The 17,144-nt window shown below is 64.1% G+C and carries 17 protein-coding genes; 11 read left to right on the plus strand and 6 right to left on the minus strand.

All coding sequences use genetic code 11. The features are described from left to right. Positions 1-380: 380 nt before the first annotated feature. The 3 genes from mobC to QF036_RS24845 are packed head-to-tail and all read left to right on the plus strand — an operon-like array spanning position 381 to position 3,139. Positions 381-773: a plasmid mobilization relaxosome protein MobC gene (gene mobC, locus QF036_RS24835; RefSeq protein WP_307106397.1), complete on the plus strand. Its 393-nt coding sequence runs from the start codon at positions 381-383 to the stop codon at positions 771-773. Then, on the plus strand, positions 773-2,332 hold the full coding sequence (locus QF036_RS24840) for a relaxase/mobilization nuclease domain-containing protein (RefSeq protein ID WP_307106399.1): 1,560 nt from the start codon (positions 773-775) through the stop codon (positions 2,330-2,332). The genes mobC and QF036_RS24840 overlap by 1 nt, the downstream gene beginning before the upstream one ends. A gap of 18 nt (positions 2,333-2,350) precedes the next feature. Beyond that, positions 2,351-3,139 carry a hypothetical protein gene (locus QF036_RS24845; RefSeq protein ID WP_307106401.1) on the plus strand — a complete coding sequence of 263 codons (789 nt, stop codon included), beginning with the start codon at positions 2,351-2,353 and terminating at the stop codon, positions 3,137-3,139. Positions 3,140-3,518: 379 nt separating this feature from the next. Here QF036_RS24845 and QF036_RS24850 read toward each other — a convergent pair whose 3' ends face one another. Both QF036_RS24850 and QF036_RS24855 read right to left on the minus strand, forming a co-directional pair. Next, positions 3,519-4,064: a hypothetical protein gene (locus QF036_RS24850; protein WP_373460324.1), complete on the minus strand. Its 546-nt coding sequence runs from the start codon at positions 4,062-4,064 to the stop codon at positions 3,519-3,521. 215 nt (positions 4,065-4,279) lie between these two features. Further along, the gene (locus QF036_RS24855; RefSeq protein WP_307106404.1) at positions 4,280-4,663 is read right to left on the minus strand and encodes a hypothetical protein; all 384 of its coding nucleotides are present in this window, start codon (positions 4,661-4,663) and stop codon (positions 4,280-4,282) included. A gap of 710 nt (positions 4,664-5,373) precedes the next feature. On the opposite strand from QF036_RS24855, the gene QF036_RS24860 reads away from it, so the two are divergent. Then, on the plus strand, positions 5,374-5,700 hold the full coding sequence (locus QF036_RS24860) for a histone-like nucleoid-structuring protein Lsr2 (RefSeq protein WP_307106405.1): 327 nt from the start codon (positions 5,374-5,376) through the stop codon (positions 5,698-5,700). A gap of 634 nt (positions 5,701-6,334) precedes the next feature. Then, positions 6,335-6,463 (plus strand): hypothetical protein, encoded by a 129-nt coding sequence (locus QF036_RS24865; RefSeq protein ID WP_307106406.1) that lies wholly within the window; start codon positions 6,335-6,337, stop codon positions 6,461-6,463. Between the two features lie 63 nt (positions 6,464-6,526). Here the strand turns inward: QF036_RS24865 and QF036_RS24870 are convergent, their stop codons facing one another. Next, the gene (locus tag QF036_RS24870; protein ID WP_307106408.1) at positions 6,527-6,994 is read right to left on the minus strand and encodes a GNAT family N-acetyltransferase; all 468 of its coding nucleotides are present in this window, start codon (positions 6,992-6,994) and stop codon (positions 6,527-6,529) included. A 120-nt stretch (positions 6,995-7,114) separates the two neighbouring features. Between QF036_RS24870 and QF036_RS24875 the strand changes: the two genes are divergently transcribed. Continuing rightward, on the plus strand, positions 7,115-7,594 hold the full coding sequence (locus QF036_RS24875) for an HAD domain-containing protein (RefSeq protein ID WP_307106410.1): 480 nt from the start codon (positions 7,115-7,117) through the stop codon (positions 7,592-7,594). Between the two features lie 882 nt (positions 7,595-8,476). Here the strand turns inward: QF036_RS24875 and QF036_RS24880 are convergent. The 3 genes from QF036_RS24880 to QF036_RS24890 all read right to left on the minus strand — a co-directional run bounded on the left by QF036_RS24880 (position 8,477) and on the right by QF036_RS24890 (position 12,836). Beyond that, entirely contained in the window at positions 8,477-9,982 is a 1,506-nt protein-coding gene (locus QF036_RS24880; protein WP_307106412.1) for an NAD-dependent succinate-semialdehyde dehydrogenase, read from the minus strand. Between the two features lie 103 nt (positions 9,983-10,085). Continuing rightward, positions 10,086-11,765: a BCCT family transporter gene (locus QF036_RS24885; RefSeq protein WP_307106413.1), complete on the minus strand. Its 1,680-nt coding sequence runs from the start codon at positions 11,763-11,765 to the stop codon at positions 10,086-10,088. A 117-nt stretch (positions 11,766-11,882) separates the two neighbouring features. Continuing rightward, on the minus strand, positions 11,883-12,836 hold the full coding sequence (locus QF036_RS24890) for a flavin reductase (RefSeq protein ID WP_307106415.1): 954 nt from the start codon (positions 12,834-12,836) through the stop codon (positions 11,883-11,885). Between the two features lie 118 nt (positions 12,837-12,954). On the opposite strand from QF036_RS24890, the gene QF036_RS24895 reads away from it, so the two are divergent. The 5 genes from QF036_RS24895 to QF036_RS24915 are packed head-to-tail and all read left to right on the plus strand — an operon-like array spanning position 12,955 to position 17,144. Next, positions 12,955-13,662 (plus strand): GntR family transcriptional regulator, encoded by a 708-nt coding sequence (locus QF036_RS24895; protein ID WP_307106417.1) that lies wholly within the window; start codon positions 12,955-12,957, stop codon positions 13,660-13,662. Positions 13,663-13,715: 53 nt separating this feature from the next. Continuing rightward, on the plus strand, positions 13,716-14,381 hold the full coding sequence (locus tag QF036_RS24900) for an amino acid synthesis family protein (protein ID WP_307106419.1): 666 nt from the start codon (positions 13,716-13,718) through the stop codon (positions 14,379-14,381). Further along, positions 14,378-14,929, plus strand: a complete 552-nt coding sequence (locus tag QF036_RS24905) for an amino acid synthesis family protein (RefSeq protein WP_307106421.1) — start codon at positions 14,378-14,380, stop codon at positions 14,927-14,929. Before QF036_RS24900 ends, QF036_RS24905 begins: the two co-directional genes overlap by 4 nt. Beyond that, positions 14,926-15,666 carry an alpha/beta fold hydrolase gene (locus tag QF036_RS24910; protein WP_307106423.1) on the plus strand — a complete coding sequence of 247 codons (741 nt, stop codon included), beginning with the start codon at positions 14,926-14,928 and terminating at the stop codon, positions 15,664-15,666. The genes QF036_RS24905 and QF036_RS24910 overlap by 4 nt, the downstream gene beginning before the upstream one ends. Further along, on the plus strand, positions 15,663-17,144 hold the full coding sequence (locus QF036_RS24915) for an aldehyde dehydrogenase (protein ID WP_307106425.1): 1,482 nt from the start codon (positions 15,663-15,665) through the stop codon (positions 17,142-17,144). Before QF036_RS24910 ends, QF036_RS24915 begins: the two co-directional genes overlap by 4 nt.

Consider the following 17,144-nt stretch of genomic DNA (forward strand, 5'->3'; position numbering starts at 1 on the left):
ACGCTTGCCGAAACTGGGTCGGTGAGGGAATTGGCCAGTCGGAGTGGTCGGACCGTGGAATACCGGAGCGCAGCGGAGGATATGCCGCGAAAGCCGGCTGCGGAGACTTGCCAAGGAAGGACCGGGCAGTAGCCTCAACCAGCCGAAACGGAACGACGCAGTCGTTTGTACAAGTCAGACGCGCAGCGTCCTGCAGGGCAGTCCCCGGGAACCACTCAAAGCGCCAAATACAGGCACAGCCGGTTTTCCGGAGCAAGCTAGGTGGTTATGTGCCATAACCCGCGTGTCGATCCACCACCTGCGGCCGTTGATCGGCGACACTGAGGTGTCGGCCCGGAAATTCCGGGGCGCTGCGCTGGGCATGTGGGGGAGGGGATTCGATGTCTGAAGAGCAGAAGTCCCCGCGCCGGTTCGCCCGCCGCCGCCGGGCGAACATTGACGGTGACACCCAGTACGTGCGGGTGTCGATGTCGGAGTTCGAACGGGCGCAGCTGAAGGTCCTGGAAGAGCGGACAGGGCGCAGCCCGTCGGAGATTCTGGTCAGTGCAGCCCTGTACGCGGAAAACTCCGAATCGCTGGCTGAACGCCGGGCGATGGCAGTGGAGTTCATTGCCGCCCGCCGCTACCTTGCCGCCCTGTCGAACAATGTCAACCAGCTGGCCCGGCACGCGAACGCCACCGACGAGTTCCCGGAAGCTGCCCGCACCGTTCTGACCCGTGTCCGGGCGGTCGCTGACAGGATCAATACGATGCTGGATTCGATGGTGCGCTGATGATTCCCAACATCACCAAGGGCACCCGCATGCGCGGGCTCATCGCCTACCTTGCCGGTCCCGGGAGGGCGAACGAGCACACCGACCCGCACCTGGTCGCGGGCTCCCCGTCGATCATGGCCTGGCACAACGATGATGAACTGAACGCTGACGCCGCGCAGGCCATTGCCAAGGAACTGGACCGGGCGAGCAGTGTCCTGGGTGTCGAGATTCCAGGCGGCCACGTCTGGCACTGCTCACTGTCGCTGCGGGCCGAGGAAGGCGACCTGACCGATGAGAAATGGGCGGCCATCGCCCAGGACTTCATGGACGAGATGGGTTTCACCGAAGCCAGCGGACGGGCTCCGGCACAATGGGTGGCCATCCGTCACGGCCACAGTAAAGCAGGGAACGACCACATCCACATTGCCGCGTCCATGGTCCGCGAGGACGGCACCAAATGGAGCAGCTGGCGGGACTTCCCCCGCGCACAAACAGCGGCCCGCGGGCTCGAGAAAAAGTACGGCCTGGAAGAACTCTCACCCACCCATTCCACCCGCGGCCTGCGGCCCGGTGAACGCGAAGCATCCGCACGGCGCGGCGCACCCGAACCGGAACGCCGCTCCCTGGAACGCAAGGTCCGCGCCTGCGCCACCGCCGCCCAGGACGAAGCCGAATTCATCCGCCGGCTCCGCCGGACAGGTGCCCTGCTACGCCCCCGGTACGCGTCCGGACGCGACGACGTCGTGGTCGGCTACAGCGTGGCCGAACGCCCCCCAAAGGGTGGTCGGCCGGTCTGGTTCGGCGGGGGCCACCTCGCCAAAGACCTTGCCCTGCCCAAGCTCCGCACCGAGTGGCACGACACCCCGCAAGCGGCGACCGAAGCCGTCGCCGAATGGCAGGCAGCAGCCCGCGGACGGCGCCCGGTCAACATCGGCCGTGAAGCCCACGAACCGGACCCGCAAATGTGGGAGCACTACAGCAACGAAGTCGCACGACTGCGCGAAACCCTGCGCTCGGTCCCGCTGGATGACCACGCGACATGGGCTCACGTTGCACGCGAGACATCCGGTGCCTTCGCAGCCTGGTCCACGGCAACCGAGGCAACTCCCGGACCACTCGCGGCAGCAGCGGACGAGCTCTCCAAGACTGCACAACTGCGGCGCTACCCGGTCCGCCCCATCCGCAGCGTAGGACCGTCCGCCCGGGGAGCGTCGCTGATGCTTATGGCGGCCACTATGGGCGGCAGCGGAACCGCTGCGCAGGCCATCATGCTGCGCCAGCTGCTCAACGTCGCCAAGGCCGTCCACGACATGCACAAGGCCTCAAACGACCTTCGCAGGGCACGACAGATCAGCCACATGGTGAGGCACCAGCTGAGCCAGGTCGCCGCCGCGCTGCCAAGCACTCCCGCGCCGGCACCGGTTGGAGATAGTGAAGCCGCCGAAGCTGTACGCACGAGCACAATCGGCCAGACCCAAGGACGATCCGCCGGTTCAGTGCTGCCACCAAAGTACGAACAGGCACGCACCCACGCGATCATTCGAGGCGGGACCACCCGCCCCGACATTGAAAGATAAACACCAGGAGGGGGAACCATGAGTGAATCTGACGGCATCGAGGAAGCCATCGAAGGAATGTCCCGCATCGGACTGACCGTCGCCGGACGGCTCGGTGAGCAGCTGGCCAGGACACACGAACAGGAGCTGCGACGCGCCCAAGCGGCCGAAGAACAACAAGCCCGGGAACTGCAGGCCCGGTTCGATGCAGAGCGTGCTGCTGCCCGCGCCCAGCTCGCCCCGGTCATCGACAACCGATGGTGGGACACGGCCACCGGCCGAGACATCGAAAGGGTGCACGAAACCGCCACCGCTTGGAAGGACCACGACCCGACGGCTCTCAAGGCAGCAGAGACCATCCGTGACCAAGTGCAGCGTCGCTACGGTCTGGACGTGGACAACCTCGGTGCCGATGAGTCGTCCGTCGCCCAAGCCTTGGCAAAGGCCGAACGGGACCGCGACCAGGCGGAACAGGAACGCCGTGCCGGCCGTGACGAGACCGCCCAAGCTGTGCAGCTGCTGGCCGAGGCCGACAGTGAAGACAGGGACCGTGAACAGGACGTCACGGAAGAGAACCAACGCCCCGAGACGCTGCGGGAAGAGGCCGGCATTAAGTACGACTCAGCCGAACGTCGTCAAGAGCTTGCCGCCAGCCTGGAAGGCGTAGCCGACCCCGAGGCCGTCCAGGCGCGGCTCAGCGCAGACCAAGACCAGGGCACACCGCCCAGCGCCGCCGTGGCTAAGGCGCCGGGGCGTAGTCCGAAGGCCCGCAAGACGCGCGGAGCCAACGGCCAGACAAAGCTCCTTCAGAAGGGCATGAGCCGGTAGGCCCTTTAGGCCAGCCAGCCCAGGAAAGCGTGGTGGTCGGGGCTGACAAACTGTCCCCCGTTGGATGCTGGGCTGGCGGACGACGTCCCGGAGGAGGAGTAGGGGCGTCGGCGGGACGGAAACCCTGTGCGCTGGGCTGACCTGCGGGCTCCCCAGGGCCTACGCTAGCGTGCATGCATCCGCCGACACTGCCCTGCATAGCCGGGCCCGGCCAATCAGGCACCACGGCCCGAAGAGAAGGTCCCGGCGCTGCAGTAAGTCCCCGAAAACCAAGCGGTTCCGGCCAGTAAAGCGTCTTGCCCGCTGCGTTTCCTGACCGGGCAAGTGCAAGGCCTGGTTGCCGGCCACGTCCCCACAGGGATTCACAAGCCAGAACGGGCTATCTGCAGTCCAGCCCGTACAGACCGAGGACGTAGTTGAGGTCAGGGTCATCGCGGTGGATTTCAGCTTCGGCCTGGAGTTCAACGGGATCCGGGCCTAGCCTGTCGTCCTGGCGGCGAAGCCAATAGGCCCAGCACATGCCTCCACCATATTTTGAATGTGCCCGGACGCCGGCGGCGTAGTTTCCGTCGTCAAGGACCTGTTCGCGGAGCCACTCGGCGATGGCGGTGGTTGCTTCCCGGTCTTCCCCCGTCAGGGTGGCCAATGTGATGGCGGGGATGCCGTACGCTTCGTCCAGTTGCTGCCCGAGGTGCCGGTTCAGTGAAGCGATCGACTCGGCTGTCGTCAGGTCGATCCACCGCGTCGGGGTGTTGATGCGCAGGGTATAGATCAGGCGCCCGTCCCGCCAGTTGGCCGGCAGCCAGCCCGGGACCATATTTCCGTTTCGGGTCCAGTCATCCTGAATCAGCCTGCGGGCCTCCTCAACCGGGACTCCGAACTGGTGGGCGGCGAAGACGACAGCATCACGGAATTCTTTTCCCACCCGGGCAACTGCCAGCGTCTCCGCGTACGCGGTGCGGCGGTCTCCGGCCAGATATACCGTTGATCCGGGGGTGTCGAAACGCGACCATGATGACCGGTCAGCAGGACCAGCGGCCCGCGGGAGTGGGCTAAGAGGACCATAAGAGGATTTGGCGATCCTGTATCCGGTCACCGGTCCGTTGATGTACGCCAGTCCTGTTGTTGAGCAGACGGCCATTAACCGGAGAACCGGTCTTCGGTCATCGCTGCAGCGGCGGCCATCACGTCTTTGGCGCGCATCTCCTTGACGGCTTCGACCGGGGAGATTTCATCAAGCCAGGGGTTGGCGCCGACGAACCACAACCTGGCCACGTGCTCGCCTTCGACGCTGGCGACCGCGGTCCAGGCCCGGTGGGCGAGCTGGAGGCGGGCCTGGGCTTCCGGTCTGGGCTCCGGTCCGTCAGTGCGGGCCCACCTGTAACTGATCTTGGGATCCTTGCTGCCGGCCAGAGCAGCCACTAACGTAGCGCCGAGCGCGCTGTTCAGCTGGCGTACGATCTCCCGGATCCCTAGCCGGGCCGTTCCGCCATGTGCCGCGCCGACATCGATTGAGATACTCACGGTGCTCCACGCTCCCTTCCTGCATCCCACTGTAATACGGAACCTTCCGAAACTTCTACCAAAAAACCACTAAAAAACCACCGGCGATGGGCGGGAACCCCGTAGAGGATGGATTCTTAGACTTCGGCGCCCAGCCCGACCGGGGCAGTCGATACACGATCGCGCGCGTATCCGCCCCCGAAAGATTGGACCATGGGTTGGGGGACCTTCCGCATGCCTGTGAATGCGAACTCTGCAGGACTTCGACAACACACCGGCGACCGAGATGACGCCCTGTTCCATCAACACGGATTCGAAGAGTTGAATATCGCGGTGCGTGACCCGCTCCGTCTCCTGGGACACGATCCCGACGTCTAGAACTTGCAGTCGGGGCCGATAGTCCAAAGTACTTTGGACTATCGGCCGCGGCCCCGGAGAGAGCCTTCCCGTCGCCAGGGGCGCCACTCACGAACGACGGGCTGTTGCTTGCACCTAATCCTCCGCAACTGACTGGGTAGATGCCCTTCCACAGGCTCAAAGCACCGGCAGAGAACTGGAAGTTACTCGGGAAAGAGGTGAGGTATACGCCGGTCCCAAGGTGCCACCCTGTTTACTTGTCTCTGGTAACTCAGGAACGAGCTAAGAATATGGCGGTCGGAACGCCATTCCCAGCTATTGGCGGATAACCACGTCCTCAACCACGCATGGTATTTCACTGATAAAGTTTTGGTATGGCACGCAAAACAGTAATTATCCTCGAAGATGATCTTGACGGTTCTGAGGCCAGTGAGGAGGTGCAATTCGCCATCGACGGCACAGAATATGAGATCGATCTGAACGAAGAACATGCAGATGAACTTCGCCAGGCACTCGGCCGGTTTGCCAACGCCGCACGCAAGTCATCCGGCGGGCGCGGCCGACCGACTGGCCGCAGGGCACCGGCTGGCGGCATCGATGCTAAAGCTATTCGGCAATGGGCGCTGGATAAGGGGCTTCAGGTTAATTCCCGTGGCCGTATCCAGGCAGATATCGTCGAACAGTACCAGGCCGCCCACTGAACATGATGACTGCTAATACGCTGATTATCCGCGGACGCACCTAGTATGGGCATCACCAACAACTGCACTTTAACTAATTATTCGCGGCCATAATCATAGCCGCACTCGATTCTGAATGCTTTATGTGCTGATACTCACGGAACATTTCGCTCGGAACAGGGCTTCAAACATAGGCTGAAATATCGGCTATTTCCAGCAGCCAAGACGCCGTCGGCAACTGCTGACGGGCTCTTAAGTTACTAGCTGCAAGCCCGGAACTAAGATGGACCGGCAGGCAAACGAACATGGGGGAGCAGAATTCTCGGCAGGCTCGCAGTCGAACTGCGCGCGGAGTTCCCGCACATGAAATGATTCTCCTGGACCAATCAGTACAACATGCGGGCCTTCGCCGCGGCCTGGAGAGCGGCCCGGAACCAATTGTCCAGACACGGTCTGGACAATTGAGCTGGAGCCACCACGTCACTCTTCTGACCAAGCTCAATGGCCACGAACTCTGCAGGTGGTAGGCCTCAAAAGCCGTCGAACATGGCTGGTCGGTGGCCGTGCTGGAGCATCAGATCCTCAGCAGCCTGCACGCCGGCACGGGTGCAGCCCGAACAACCTTGAGGCGCGGCCGGCCGGCGAGGGCAGTGCCTTGGCATGGGCAATCGCCAAAGACCCCTTGGTGCTCGACTTTTTGGGTCTGACCCAAGAGGCCGAGGAACTTGCCATCGAGGAGGCCATCACCCTGGGCATGTCTCAAACCTTGGCGGAGTTCGGGTGAGGAGTCGAAGGCGAAGAGTCATATGCGCTGTTATCGGCGGTCTTCGTTTCTTTGGTGCCGGCGTTAGAGCTCGCGCAGGTAGCACAGCATCCGGCAGTCCGTGCCCGGCTGGAGGTTGGTGAAGCCGTGGCGTTCGTAAAAGCGGCGGGTGTCTTTATCAACCTCATCGACGTTGATGTGCATCTCCGCTCCGCCGCGCTCACGGACCTCCTGCACCGCCCTTGTCAGCAAAGCCGTGCCGACGCCCTGGCCGCGCAGGCCGGGCTGGACGTAGAGTTCCTCGAGCTGGGCCAGGGCTCCGTCGTAGTACGGGGTGGGCCTCAGGGTCAGGAATGCTAAACCGGTTGGAGCTGCCGGGGTCCCGGAGAGAAGGACAAGCATGTCAGTGCGGGCCAGGAGGAACTTGAACCGGGCGGCAAATTCCTCGGCGCTTGGACCAGGTGTTTCAAACTCAGTGTTGAACTCGTAGAGCAGGCGCCCGACCACGCCCGCCTCCCCGGTGGATGCAATGAAGACGTCTACGGCGGCCATGGGCCCATTCTGCGGGCAGGTTTCTACATCCGGAAGGCCCTGACAGCGGCACAGGGTGGCGGAGTAGGGGAATTCTGTCTGCGGCTATCGCTGGACCGGGGCGCAGGCTAGTCTCGCCGTATGAAACCGCTGATCCTCCTGGACATTGAGGGAGTGCTTAATCCTGTAGCGCATCCGAACGACGACGGCGAGAGTTCCGAGCGGTCATTGCCGGCGGCGAAGGCGTCGCTGGTCCGGAGGCTCGCCAAATGCGGACAGATCGCGTGGGTGTCGACATCACCCGAGGACCTGACCGAGGAGCTGGAGTCGCAACTGCAGCTCGAGACGGAACCCGTGCGCGTGGAGTTGGAGACGCGTGAGAGCGACGTCGAGGAGCCCACACCGAAGCTGCGGGCGGTGACCGAGTGGCTTGCCCGGAAGGACGCTGACGGAGAGGCCGGTTGGGACGCGCTCGTGTGGATCGATGACGTGCTCGGCCCGGACGCACACGAGTGGGCGGACGGATTCGGCCAGCCGGTACACCTGGAGAAGACGTCGCCGGAGGAGGGGCTGACCAAAGAGCAGGTCGCGTCTGTCGAGTCATTCGTGGATGGCATCTGACCGGCCCCGGTTTCGTATTTCATGCCGCTTTTAAATGAATCCGCGCCCGCGGCCGTGTTCAGCGTTAATGGTCTGAAGCAAGGGTAGCCGCGAGTGAATTCCGGGGAGGCGAAGATCGGGTACGCCTTGGTGCACGTGGCCCCGCCCATGCTTGCTCTGTGTAGACGCGTAACCGTGCGGAAGGGAAAACAGGTACCACCCATGCATGCCGTACGCCCCGTTCGGGAGTTAAATCAGAGTGGGCGGAAGTCGTGTTGAAGCCCATCCGGTAACTCAGGTTGTCCGGAGTGAGACGGGGCCGGCGACGTGAGTGCCCTCTGAGACCGGGGCATCTCCCCCCAGCCGTCGCCGGCCCTGCACACAGATCAGGACCGAGGGACCACCCTGCTGCGCCCAGCTGGGGCGATGGGACCATGAGTTACGTGAAGGACAGGCAGCTACCGAAAACACCCCCGCCATCCCCGAGCGGCCTAGGGAATCACGAGCAACCCGCTTATGGATGGGGGAAACCAGTGGATCGTCCGTCGCCGATAAAGGACTGACGAAGCCGCCTAGATTCACGGTTGTCTTTGGTCTCCAACCTGACACCCGAACTTCCGGCTACAAGTGTCAGGTTAGGGTCTGAGGCTTTCGAGAGCGGGCGTCAGGAAATGGGATTTCAGTTCCTATTCTGACGCTTTCCGGGTGGTGGTCTGACGTCAGGTTGGGGTGTACATCAGTCGGATGCATAGAAATAGTGAGGAACGGCGGTTTAAAGCCGCCGCTCCTCACTTGCCCTTCACCCGCTAGTTGCGGAAGAGGAACGGATGAAGAGCACCGTCAACCCAAAAGTGCCACGATTTAGGTTGACGGACGGGGAGAAAAATGGGCCTCTTTCGGAGATTAGCTGGTGTAGGGGTCGGCGATGCCGATGTACTGCGTGGTGGTGTATTCGGCGATGCCTTCGGTGCCGCCTTCGCGGCCGAGGCCGGACTGCTTGATGCCGCCGAAGGGTGCTGCGGCGTTGGAGATGACTCCGGCGTTGAAGCCGACCATCCCGAATTCGATCTGTTCGGCCACGCGCAGGAGGCGGTTGAAGTCACGGCTGTAGAGGTAGGACGCGAGGCCGTACTCGGAGGCGTTGGCGAGCCGGACCGCTTCCTCTTCGGTGGCGAAGGTGGCGACCGGGGCGACGGGGCCGAAGATTTCCTGGCCCAGGATCGCCGCGTCGTTGGGCACGTCGGCGAGGACAGTGGGCTGGTAGAAGTACCCCGGACCGTCCACCGGGGCGCCGCCCGTGACGGCTACCGCTCCGGCGTCGACGGCGGCGCTCACGAGGGCGTGCACGTCGTCGCGGGCGCCGGCGTCGATGAGGGGGCCTACCTGGGTTGCTGGGTGGGTGCCGCGGCCGGTGGTCAGGGCACCCATCGCGGCGGCGAACTTGCGGGTGAACTCCTGCGCGACGGACTCATGGACGAGGAACCGGTTGGCCGCAGTGCAGGCCTCGCCCATGTTCCGCATCTTCGCCGCCATCGCCCCTTCAACCGCGGCGTCGAGATCGGCGTCCTCAAAGACGATAAAGGGTGCGTTCCCGCCGAGCTCCATGGAGGTCCGCAGGACGTTCTGTGCCGCGTCGGCCATGAGCCGCTTGCCGACCGGGGTGGACCCGGTAAAGGAGACCTTCCGCAGCCGGGAGTCGGCCAGCAACGGCCCGGAAATCCCGGAAGCGGACGAGGATGCGACGACGTTGAGGACGCCGGCGGGCAGGCCGGCGTCGAGCATGGTCTGGGCGAAGTACTGGGCCGTCAAAGGTGTGAGTTTGGCGGGCTTCAAAACCATGGTGCAGCCGGCTGCAACGGCGGGGGCTACTTTGCGGGTGGCCATGGCGAGCGGGAAGTTCCACGGGGTGATGAGCAGGCAGGGTCCGACGGGTTTGTGCTGGACGAGGATCTTGTTCTTGCCCTCGGGGGTGGTGAGGTAGCGGCCGTAGTCGCGGACGGTTTCCTCGGAGAACCAGCGCAGGAACTCCGCCCCGTAGGTGACCTCGCCGTGGGCTTCGGCCAGCGGCTTGCCCATCTCCAGCGTCATCAGCAGCGCGAAATCCTCGGCGCGTTCGGTGACCAGGTCGAAGGCGCGGCGCAGGATCTCGGCACGGGTCCGCGGTGCGGTGCGGGCCCAGGAGGCCTGGGCGGCTTCGGCCGCGTCGAGTGCAGCGATCGCGTCCTCGCTGGTGGCGGAAGCGAGGGTGGCGAGGACCTTCCCGGTGGCGGGGTCGTGGACGTCGAACGTGCCGCCGTCGGACGCGTCCCGCCACTCACCACCAATCAACAAACCTGTTGGGACCGACGTGAGGAGGGACGCCTCGCGCTCGGGGGAGACGGCAGGGGAAAGGGCAGGGGCAAGAGACATGGTGCTCCTTTTGGAAGGGTCGCGAACCGGTTGAGCCTGTCTGGTCGACTGGCTCAACCACCGGGCTATGGTTCGGCGGATAACCGCCGGTCTTGCGGATGGTTTACGTCTGGGGCGTCCGGATCTTGTTGAGGTCGCTTTGGGTGACCGACCGGGTGCGGTCGAAGCGGGGGTCGTTCCGAAGTTCCTTGACCAGGCCCACGCCGAGGAGGGCGACGATCACGGTGAAGGGCAGGGCCGAGAGCATGGCCGCCTGCTGCAGGGCGCCCAGGCCGCCGACGATGAGGAGCACCACTGCGCACAGGCCGGTCAGCAGTCCCCAAGTGGTCAGGACGGGCTTGGTTGGATTCAGTGTTCCGCGGGAAGACATCATGCTCAGGACGAAGGTGTTCGCGTCTGCGCCGGAGACGAAGTACATCACCACCAGGATGATTGCCACGATGGAGGTGAGGCCGGACAGCGGAAGCTCAGCGAGGGTGGCGAAGAAGGCGGAGTTGACGTCGTCGAGGGCCGCGGCCCCGATCTTGCCGCCGTTTTCCATGTCGAACTTGATGGCCGTGCCGCCGAAGATGGTGAACCAGACGAAGAACACGACGCTGGGGACGATCATGACGCCGGCGACGAATTCGCGGATGGTTCGTCCCTTGGAGATCTTGGCGAGGAATACGCCAACGAAGGCACCCCAGCTCAGCCACCACGCCATCATGAAGTAGGTCCACCACTGCATCCACTGGACGTCCTCCGGTGTGCCGGGCGTCAGCAGGCTGACGGCGAAGAAGTCGCTGAGGTATGTGCCCAGGGAGCGGAAGAAGAGGTTGGAGATGAAGTTGGTGGGCCCGGTGAACAGCACATACAGTCCGAGCCCGACGGACAGGACCATGGTTCCCTGGCTGAGGTACTTGACGCCGCGGTGGACGCCGGACAGGGCCGACAGGGTGAAGATCACTGTGATGACGGCGATGATGAGGATCTGCCCCAGCAGGCTGGAAGGAATGCCGAACACACGGTTTACTCCTTCGCCGATTTGCGAGGCGCCGAGGCCCAGGGACGTGGTGGTCCCGAACAGTGTGGCGATGATGGCAAAGACGTCGATCATCTTGCCGAACCAGCCGTCCACGAGCTTGCCGAAAATCGGGCGGAGCATCGGGGACACCAGTCCGGGGTTGTTGCGGCAGTGCGTGGAGTAAGCGATCGCAAGGCCGAAGACCCCGAAGACTGCCCATGCGTGCGGGCCCCAGTCGAAGTAGGAGAACTGCATGGCGCGGACCGCGGCGTCCATGGTGCCGGCCTGGGCGAGGCCGTGCGGCGGGGAAGCGAAGTGGGAGATGGGTTCGGCGACGCCGTAGCTGATGAGCCCGATTCCCATGACTGCTGAGAGGATCATTGCCAGCCATGCCCAGGTGCTGAACTCAGGTTTCGCGTCCTGGGCGCCGAGGCGGATGCGTCCGAACCGGCTGATGGCGATGTAGATGAGCAGTCCGATGCAGCCGAGGGTGACCACCAGGTAGCTCCAGCCGACGCTCTGAGCTACCCAGTCCATGGCCGCAGTCATCACGGCGCTGAGGCTTGTGGGGGAGAGGGAAGCCCAGGCTGTGAAGGCGCCGATGAGTCCGACGGATGTCCAGAAGACGGCCCCGGGCCTGTTGCGCAGGCGGTCCGCCTCTTCCAGGGGTGTTTCGGTTATTGGTCGGTTGCCGTTGGGAGAGGTAAGGATGGTTGGGCTGTCGCCCGTGCCTGGGCTTTTCGTTTCCATCAGGTCCTCGGCATTTTGTGTGTGGGTCATGGGGTACTCCAGATGCAACGCTGCATGGGGTCGAAGTTGGTGATTCCCGGGTGGGGGGACCCCGGGTGCCTGGCCGGCCGCTGCTGGGCGGGTCAGGACGCTGATGGCACCTGAGGGTCAGAGTTCCTCGAGCTGCGCACCGTCGAAGAAGTGGCCTGCCTTGTAGATCATCGGGTTCACGTCGGCGACTTCGGCGTGCCGGACCCGGCCGACGAAGATCGTGTGGGTTTTGGCCTGGAAGCGTTCCTTGATTTCCGCCTCCAGTGATGCTGCTGATCCGTCGATGAGCGGTACGCCGTTGGGGCCGGCGTGCCATTGCAGGTCTGCGAACTTGTCCGGTGTCTTCGAGGCGAAGGTCTTAACCGTCCCAAGCTGATTGTTGCTGAGGATGTTGATGCCGAAGTGGGATGACTGGAACAGGGCGGGATAGGTCGACGACGTTTTTTGGACGCAGACGAGAACGAGCGGGGGGTCAAGGGAGATCGAGGCGTAGGAGTTGGCGGCAAGGCCCCTTGGGTTGCCGTCTTCATCAACAGTGGTCACCACGGTCACGCCGGTGATGAACTGCCGGTTGAATCCCTTCATGATGTCCTGCGGCAGGTTGCCGGACAGGTTATCGACGACGACTTCCCCAGTTTCTTCTTCCTCGAAGGCGGAGCCGAGGGACGGGATGCCCACGTGGGCGAGGAGTTCGACGGCGTCCCAGGTCACCTGTTCGTGGGCGATGCGCCCGTCCCGGAGAGTCAGGGCATTGGAGCCGCGGGTTTCCACGACGCGGCCTGTGGGCGGGACGCCCCGAAGGGGGTGGGTGAAGGTTCCGGTCGACTTCCAGAAGATGGCCATGTCGTAACCGCTGGCGATGACCTTCTCGATGCGGGTGGTCAGATCGGGAAAAGCGGCCCGCACATCGAGGATTTCCTGCTGCAGCTCCTTCAGTCCGGACACCTTTTTCGTGCCGGTGCTCTCACGCTGGTAGTCGGCGGTGACGATCGCGTCGAATGCGGTGACGTCACCTTCGTCCCAGGCTGCGGTCCAGGCGGCGGTCACGGCGTCATTGAGTGTTTGTTGCATGCCACAACCGTAGAACCGCGATGTGATCCCCGTCAATAGGAGAAAGAAAATTCCCGGTAAACCGCGGAATATAGTGAGGACCTTGACGGCCGTCTTGTATGCAACGTAGTTTTGATGCATGCAAGAAGTTACTCAGTTGCGAAAGGGCGCTCAGGCGTCCGCGACCCAGATCAGCCTGCTGGACAAGCTGCGGAAGCTGGTCCTCAGCGGCGAATACCCGCCTGGCGCGCCTTTGCCGGAATTGTTCCTTGCCGAGGAGTTCGAGGTGAGCAGGACGCCGGTACGTGAGGCGCTCAAGCAGCTGGAAAACGAGGGCCTGGTGGAGATCAGGCCCAAGGTAGGGACCTTTGTCCGGATCCCGACGCGCCGTGAGATCGTTGAGCTCTTCCAATTGAAGGAAAGCCTCGAGGGACTGGCCGCCGGCCTGCTTGCCCGGCGCGGTCCTGTGCCGGAACTGGAGATCCTCAAACGCAACATCGAGGAATCAGAGCGTGCCGATCGGCGTGCCGACACCGCCAAATACGCCGAGCTCGTCCACGAGTTCCACTGGACGATCGTCGAGGGCTCGAACAACTCAAAGCTCGTCGAGCACTACGGGCGCCTGATGAACCAACTCGCGTACCACCGGATTGTGCTCGCGACGGTTGAGCGTCCCGCCCGCATGCGCGCCTCCATCCGCGAACACCAGTCGGTGGTCGACGCCCTCCTGGAAAAGGATCCCGTTGGTGCCGAACTCGCCATGCGCGGCCACGTCAATGCCTCAAGCCTCGCAGCGGCGCGAGGCGCAGACGCCGGTTCTGTCACCGGCGCTGAAAAAGAAGCTTAGCCACCGAAAGGAACCCCATGTCTGCCACTAACTACCCAAAGAAGGGTTGAACCGTGTCCGAAACCATCACCCCTGTCGCCGAGCGCACCAACCCGGCGTCCGTCATCGAAGAACTCGCCCGCGAAGTTGGCGTTCGTAAGGTTTTCGTGCTGACGGAAGAAATCCTGCGCGACGGCTCCGGCGCCCTGACCACCAGCGTGACCAGGGCTGCCGCAGCGGCCGTCATCCGCAACCCGTGGAGCGGCTCGAGTGTTTCCACTGACCTCGCACCCGAAACCGAACGCATCGCTCCCGTGCTCGCGAAAATCCTCACCGACCGCCTCACGGCGGCCCTGGGAGGTGCCGGAGAGATCGAGGCATTCGGCAAATCCGCCGTTGTCGGTTTGAAGGGCGAGGTTGAGCACGCCGCAGCACTGATCCACACACCCTACTTCGGAAACCTGGTCCGCGAGTTCCTCGAAGGCACATCAATTCTGTCCTTCTCCGATGACCGGGCAGAGCCCGGAACCACGATCGCCGTGCCGATGTGGCACAAGGAAGCCGCCTCCACACGAAGCCACTACCAGACCCTGACGCTGAACCTGAGCGATGCGCCCCACCCTGACGAGATAGTTGTCGTCGCCGCCGCCTCAACCGGTTCGCGCCCGCATCCCCGCATCGGTGACCGAACCACCGACCGCCCCGTAACCGCTGAAATCCTGGAGGGAATCCTGCCGTGAAAATCCGCAAAATCGTTACACTGTCCGAAGAAATCCTGACCGAGGGCGGCCGCCCCGTAACCCCCGGGGCCCGGGTCGCGATCGCCGTTGCAGTCGTGGAAAACCCGTGGGCCGGCCAGGGCTTTGTCGAGGACCTCACCGAAGGCATCGATGCCACCGCCTCCGACCTCGGCGCGCTCCTCGCCCCCAAAGTCATCGAGGTGCTCGGCGCTCCCGTAGAGGCTTACGGCAAGGCCGCCATCGTCGGGATTGAAGGCGAGGTCGAGCACGGCTCGGCGCTGATCCACACACTGAAGTTCGGCGACCACTACCGCAAGGCCGCTTCCGCAACCACGCTGCTGCCCGCCGTCGAAAAGCGCGCACCCGCCGGCACGGTCTTCGACATCCCCATGAAGCACATCACGGACGCCACCATCCGCTCGCACCACCAGAGCGTCGAGGTCCGGGTGGCCGACGCACCCCACCCCGGTGAGATCCTCATCGCCCTGGCCGCGTCCGCGCAGGGCCGGCCGCAGGAGCGCCTGGCGCCCCTGTCCACGGAGCAATGACCCAAGTGCCTGAAACCCCCGTTGCCCTCCTGCACGGCGTCGGCCTGGACGCCAGCATGTGGGCGCCGGTTAGGGATGCCCTCAAGCGTGACTCAGTGGCCATCGACCTGCCGGGCCACGGACGCCAGCCAGCCCTGGCGGAACCAACCACCCTGGCTGAACTGGCCGAAGACGTGCTGGCCCGCCTCCCGGAGCGAAGCCACTTGGTGGGCTTTTCGCTCGGAGCACTGATCGCGCAGTACATCGCCAGGTTCCACCCCGACCGGATCGCGACTATGACCTGCGTGAACTCTGTGTGCCGGCGCACGGAGGACGAATCAAAGGCGGTCCTCAAGCGGCTGGAGGCGGCAGAGTCGGATTTCCCGGCCACCGTCAAAGCGTCCATCGACCGCTGGTACACCGGCACGTCCGTGCCTGAAAGTGTTGTGGAAGCAACGCGCCGCACCCTAGAAGCGAACGACGTCGAATCCTTTGTGCACGCCTACCGCGTGTTCGCGGTCGGTGACGCGGCCATCGGTCCGGAGCTTCGCAGCATCCAGGTTCCCACCCTCGCTGTCACCGGTGAGCTGGACCCCGGATCAACACCGGACATGACCCGGCGCCTGGCAGCAGCGATCCCTGGTGCCAAGAGCCTCGTGGTTCCTGGCGCACGGCACATGCTGCCGGTTCAGAACGCTGACGTCCTGGCTGGGGCAATCAATGACTTCATCCAAGAATCCGAAGGAGAACGGGCATGACGCTCCGACTTGACCACTTCATCGGGGGTACCTGGTCTGCTCCCGCCGGCGGGGAATACTTCCCCAGCACCAACCCGGCAACGCTCGAGCTGCTGTATGAAGCGGCACGGGGTACCGAAGAGGACGTCCGCCGCGCCGTGGCAGCAGCCAAGGAGGCGTTCGAATCCCCGTTGTGGCGCGACCTCACCGCCACCAAGCGCGGCCACCTCCTCCGCCGCCTTGGGGACCTGATCGGCGAGCACGCCGAGGAACTCGCCGAGCTGGAAACCCTGGACAACGGCAAGCTGCTGCGCGAGATGCGCGGCCAGCTGGCCTCCCTGCCCGAGTACCTCTACTACTACGCCGGGCTCGCGGACAAGGTCCAGGGAAGCCAGATCCCCACCACCTCGATCACCATGCTGAACTACACCCAGCGCGAACCCCTCGGCGTCGTCGGTGCCATCACCCCCTGGAACTCGCCCCTGACGCTGACCGCCTCCAAGCTTGCCCCGGCCCTGGCCGCGGGCAACACCGTGGTCATCAAGCCCAGCGAATACACCTCGCGGACCATCCTGCGGGTCGCCGAGCTGGCCTCCCAGGCAGGGCTCCCGGACGGTGTCGTGAACGTCGTTACCGGTTTCGGGCAGGAAGCCGGGGCAGCGCTGGTAAGCCACCGCGACCTGGCAAAGATCTCCTTCACCGGTTCCACGGCGACCGGTGCCCGCATTGCCGCGGAGACGGCGTCGCGTTTCATCGGTTCAACGCTTGAGCTTGGCGGCAAGAGCCCCAACATCGTGTTCGAGGACGCCGACGTGTCCAACGCTGCGATGGGCGTCATCGCCGGGATCTTCGCTGCAGCGGGTCAGACCTGCATCGCCGGCAGCCGCGTCTTCGCCCACCGCAGCGTCTATGACGAACTCGTCGAACGCGTCGCCGAGCGCGCGGCATCGATCATCATCGGTGACCCGCGGCTGGCCACCACCGAGCTCGGCCCCCTCGCCTTCGGCGCCCAGCTGGACAAAGTGAGCTCCTACGTGGAGATCGGTGTCAGCGAGGGCGCGACAGTCCGGACCGGAGGCAAGCGCCCCGACATCGAACTCCCCGGCTACTTCTTCGCACCCACCGTCCTGACCGACGTCGACAACACCATGCGCGTCGTACGGGAAGAGATCTTTGGGCCGGTTGCCGCGATCATGCCCTTCGACTCCGAGGACGAGGTTGTCGGTCTGGCCAACGACACCGAGTACGGGCTCGCTGCCGGTATCTGGACGCAGAACCTGGCCCGGGCCCACAGAATGGCACGCCGGCTGGAAGCAGGCACGGTGTGGGTCAACACCTACCGCGCCATGTCCCCCATGTCCCCAAGGCAGGGGTTCAAGAACTCGGGCGTGGGCATCGAGCACGGACTCGAGTCCATGCACGAATACACCCGGCTCAAGAGCGTCTGGATCAACACCGACGAAGGTCCCGTCTCCGACCCGTTCGTCCTTCGCAGCTAA

The organism is Arthrobacter globiformis, assembly GCF_030817195.1.
GTDB lineage: Bacteria > Actinomycetota > Actinomycetes > Actinomycetales > Micrococcaceae > Arthrobacter > Arthrobacter globiformis_D.

What these genes read in the sequence shown, in the direction of transcription:
- QF036_RS24870 (WP_307106408.1), bottom strand. Translation starts at nt 6,994, where the DNA reads ATGGCCGCCGTAGACGTCTTCATTGCATCCACCGGGGAGGCGGGCGTG.
- QF036_RS24860 (WP_307106405.1), top strand. Translation starts at nt 5,374, where the DNA reads ATGGCACGCAAAACAGTAATTATCCTCGAAGATGATCTTGACGGTTCT.
- QF036_RS24840 (WP_307106399.1), top strand. Translation starts at nt 773, where the DNA reads ATGATTCCCAACATCACCAAGGGCACCCGCATGCGCGGGCTCATCGCC.
- QF036_RS24915 (WP_307106425.1), top strand. Translation starts at nt 15,663, where the DNA reads ATGACGCTCCGACTTGACCACTTCATCGGGGGTACCTGGTCTGCTCCC.
- QF036_RS24910 (WP_307106423.1), top strand. Translation starts at nt 14,926, where the DNA reads ATGACCCAAGTGCCTGAAACCCCCGTTGCCCTCCTGCACGGCGTCGGC.
- mobC (WP_307106397.1), top strand. Translation starts at nt 381, where the DNA reads ATGTCTGAAGAGCAGAAGTCCCCGCGCCGGTTCGCCCGCCGCCGCCGG.
- QF036_RS24895 (WP_307106417.1), top strand. Translation starts at nt 12,955, where the DNA reads ATGCAAGAAGTTACTCAGTTGCGAAAGGGCGCTCAGGCGTCCGCGACC.
- QF036_RS24890 (WP_307106415.1), bottom strand. Translation starts at nt 12,836, where the DNA reads ATGCAACAAACACTCAATGACGCCGTGACCGCCGCCTGGACCGCAGCC.
- QF036_RS24845 (WP_307106401.1), top strand. Translation starts at nt 2,351, where the DNA reads ATGAGTGAATCTGACGGCATCGAGGAAGCCATCGAAGGAATGTCCCGC.
- QF036_RS24880 (WP_307106412.1), bottom strand. Translation starts at nt 9,982, where the DNA reads ATGTCTCTTGCCCCTGCCCTTTCCCCTGCCGTCTCCCCCGAGCGCGAG.
- QF036_RS24875 (WP_307106410.1), top strand. Translation starts at nt 7,115, where the DNA reads ATGAAACCGCTGATCCTCCTGGACATTGAGGGAGTGCTTAATCCTGTA.
- QF036_RS24885 (WP_307106413.1), bottom strand. Translation starts at nt 11,765, where the DNA reads ATGACCCACACACAAAATGCCGAGGACCTGATGGAAACGAAAAGCCCA.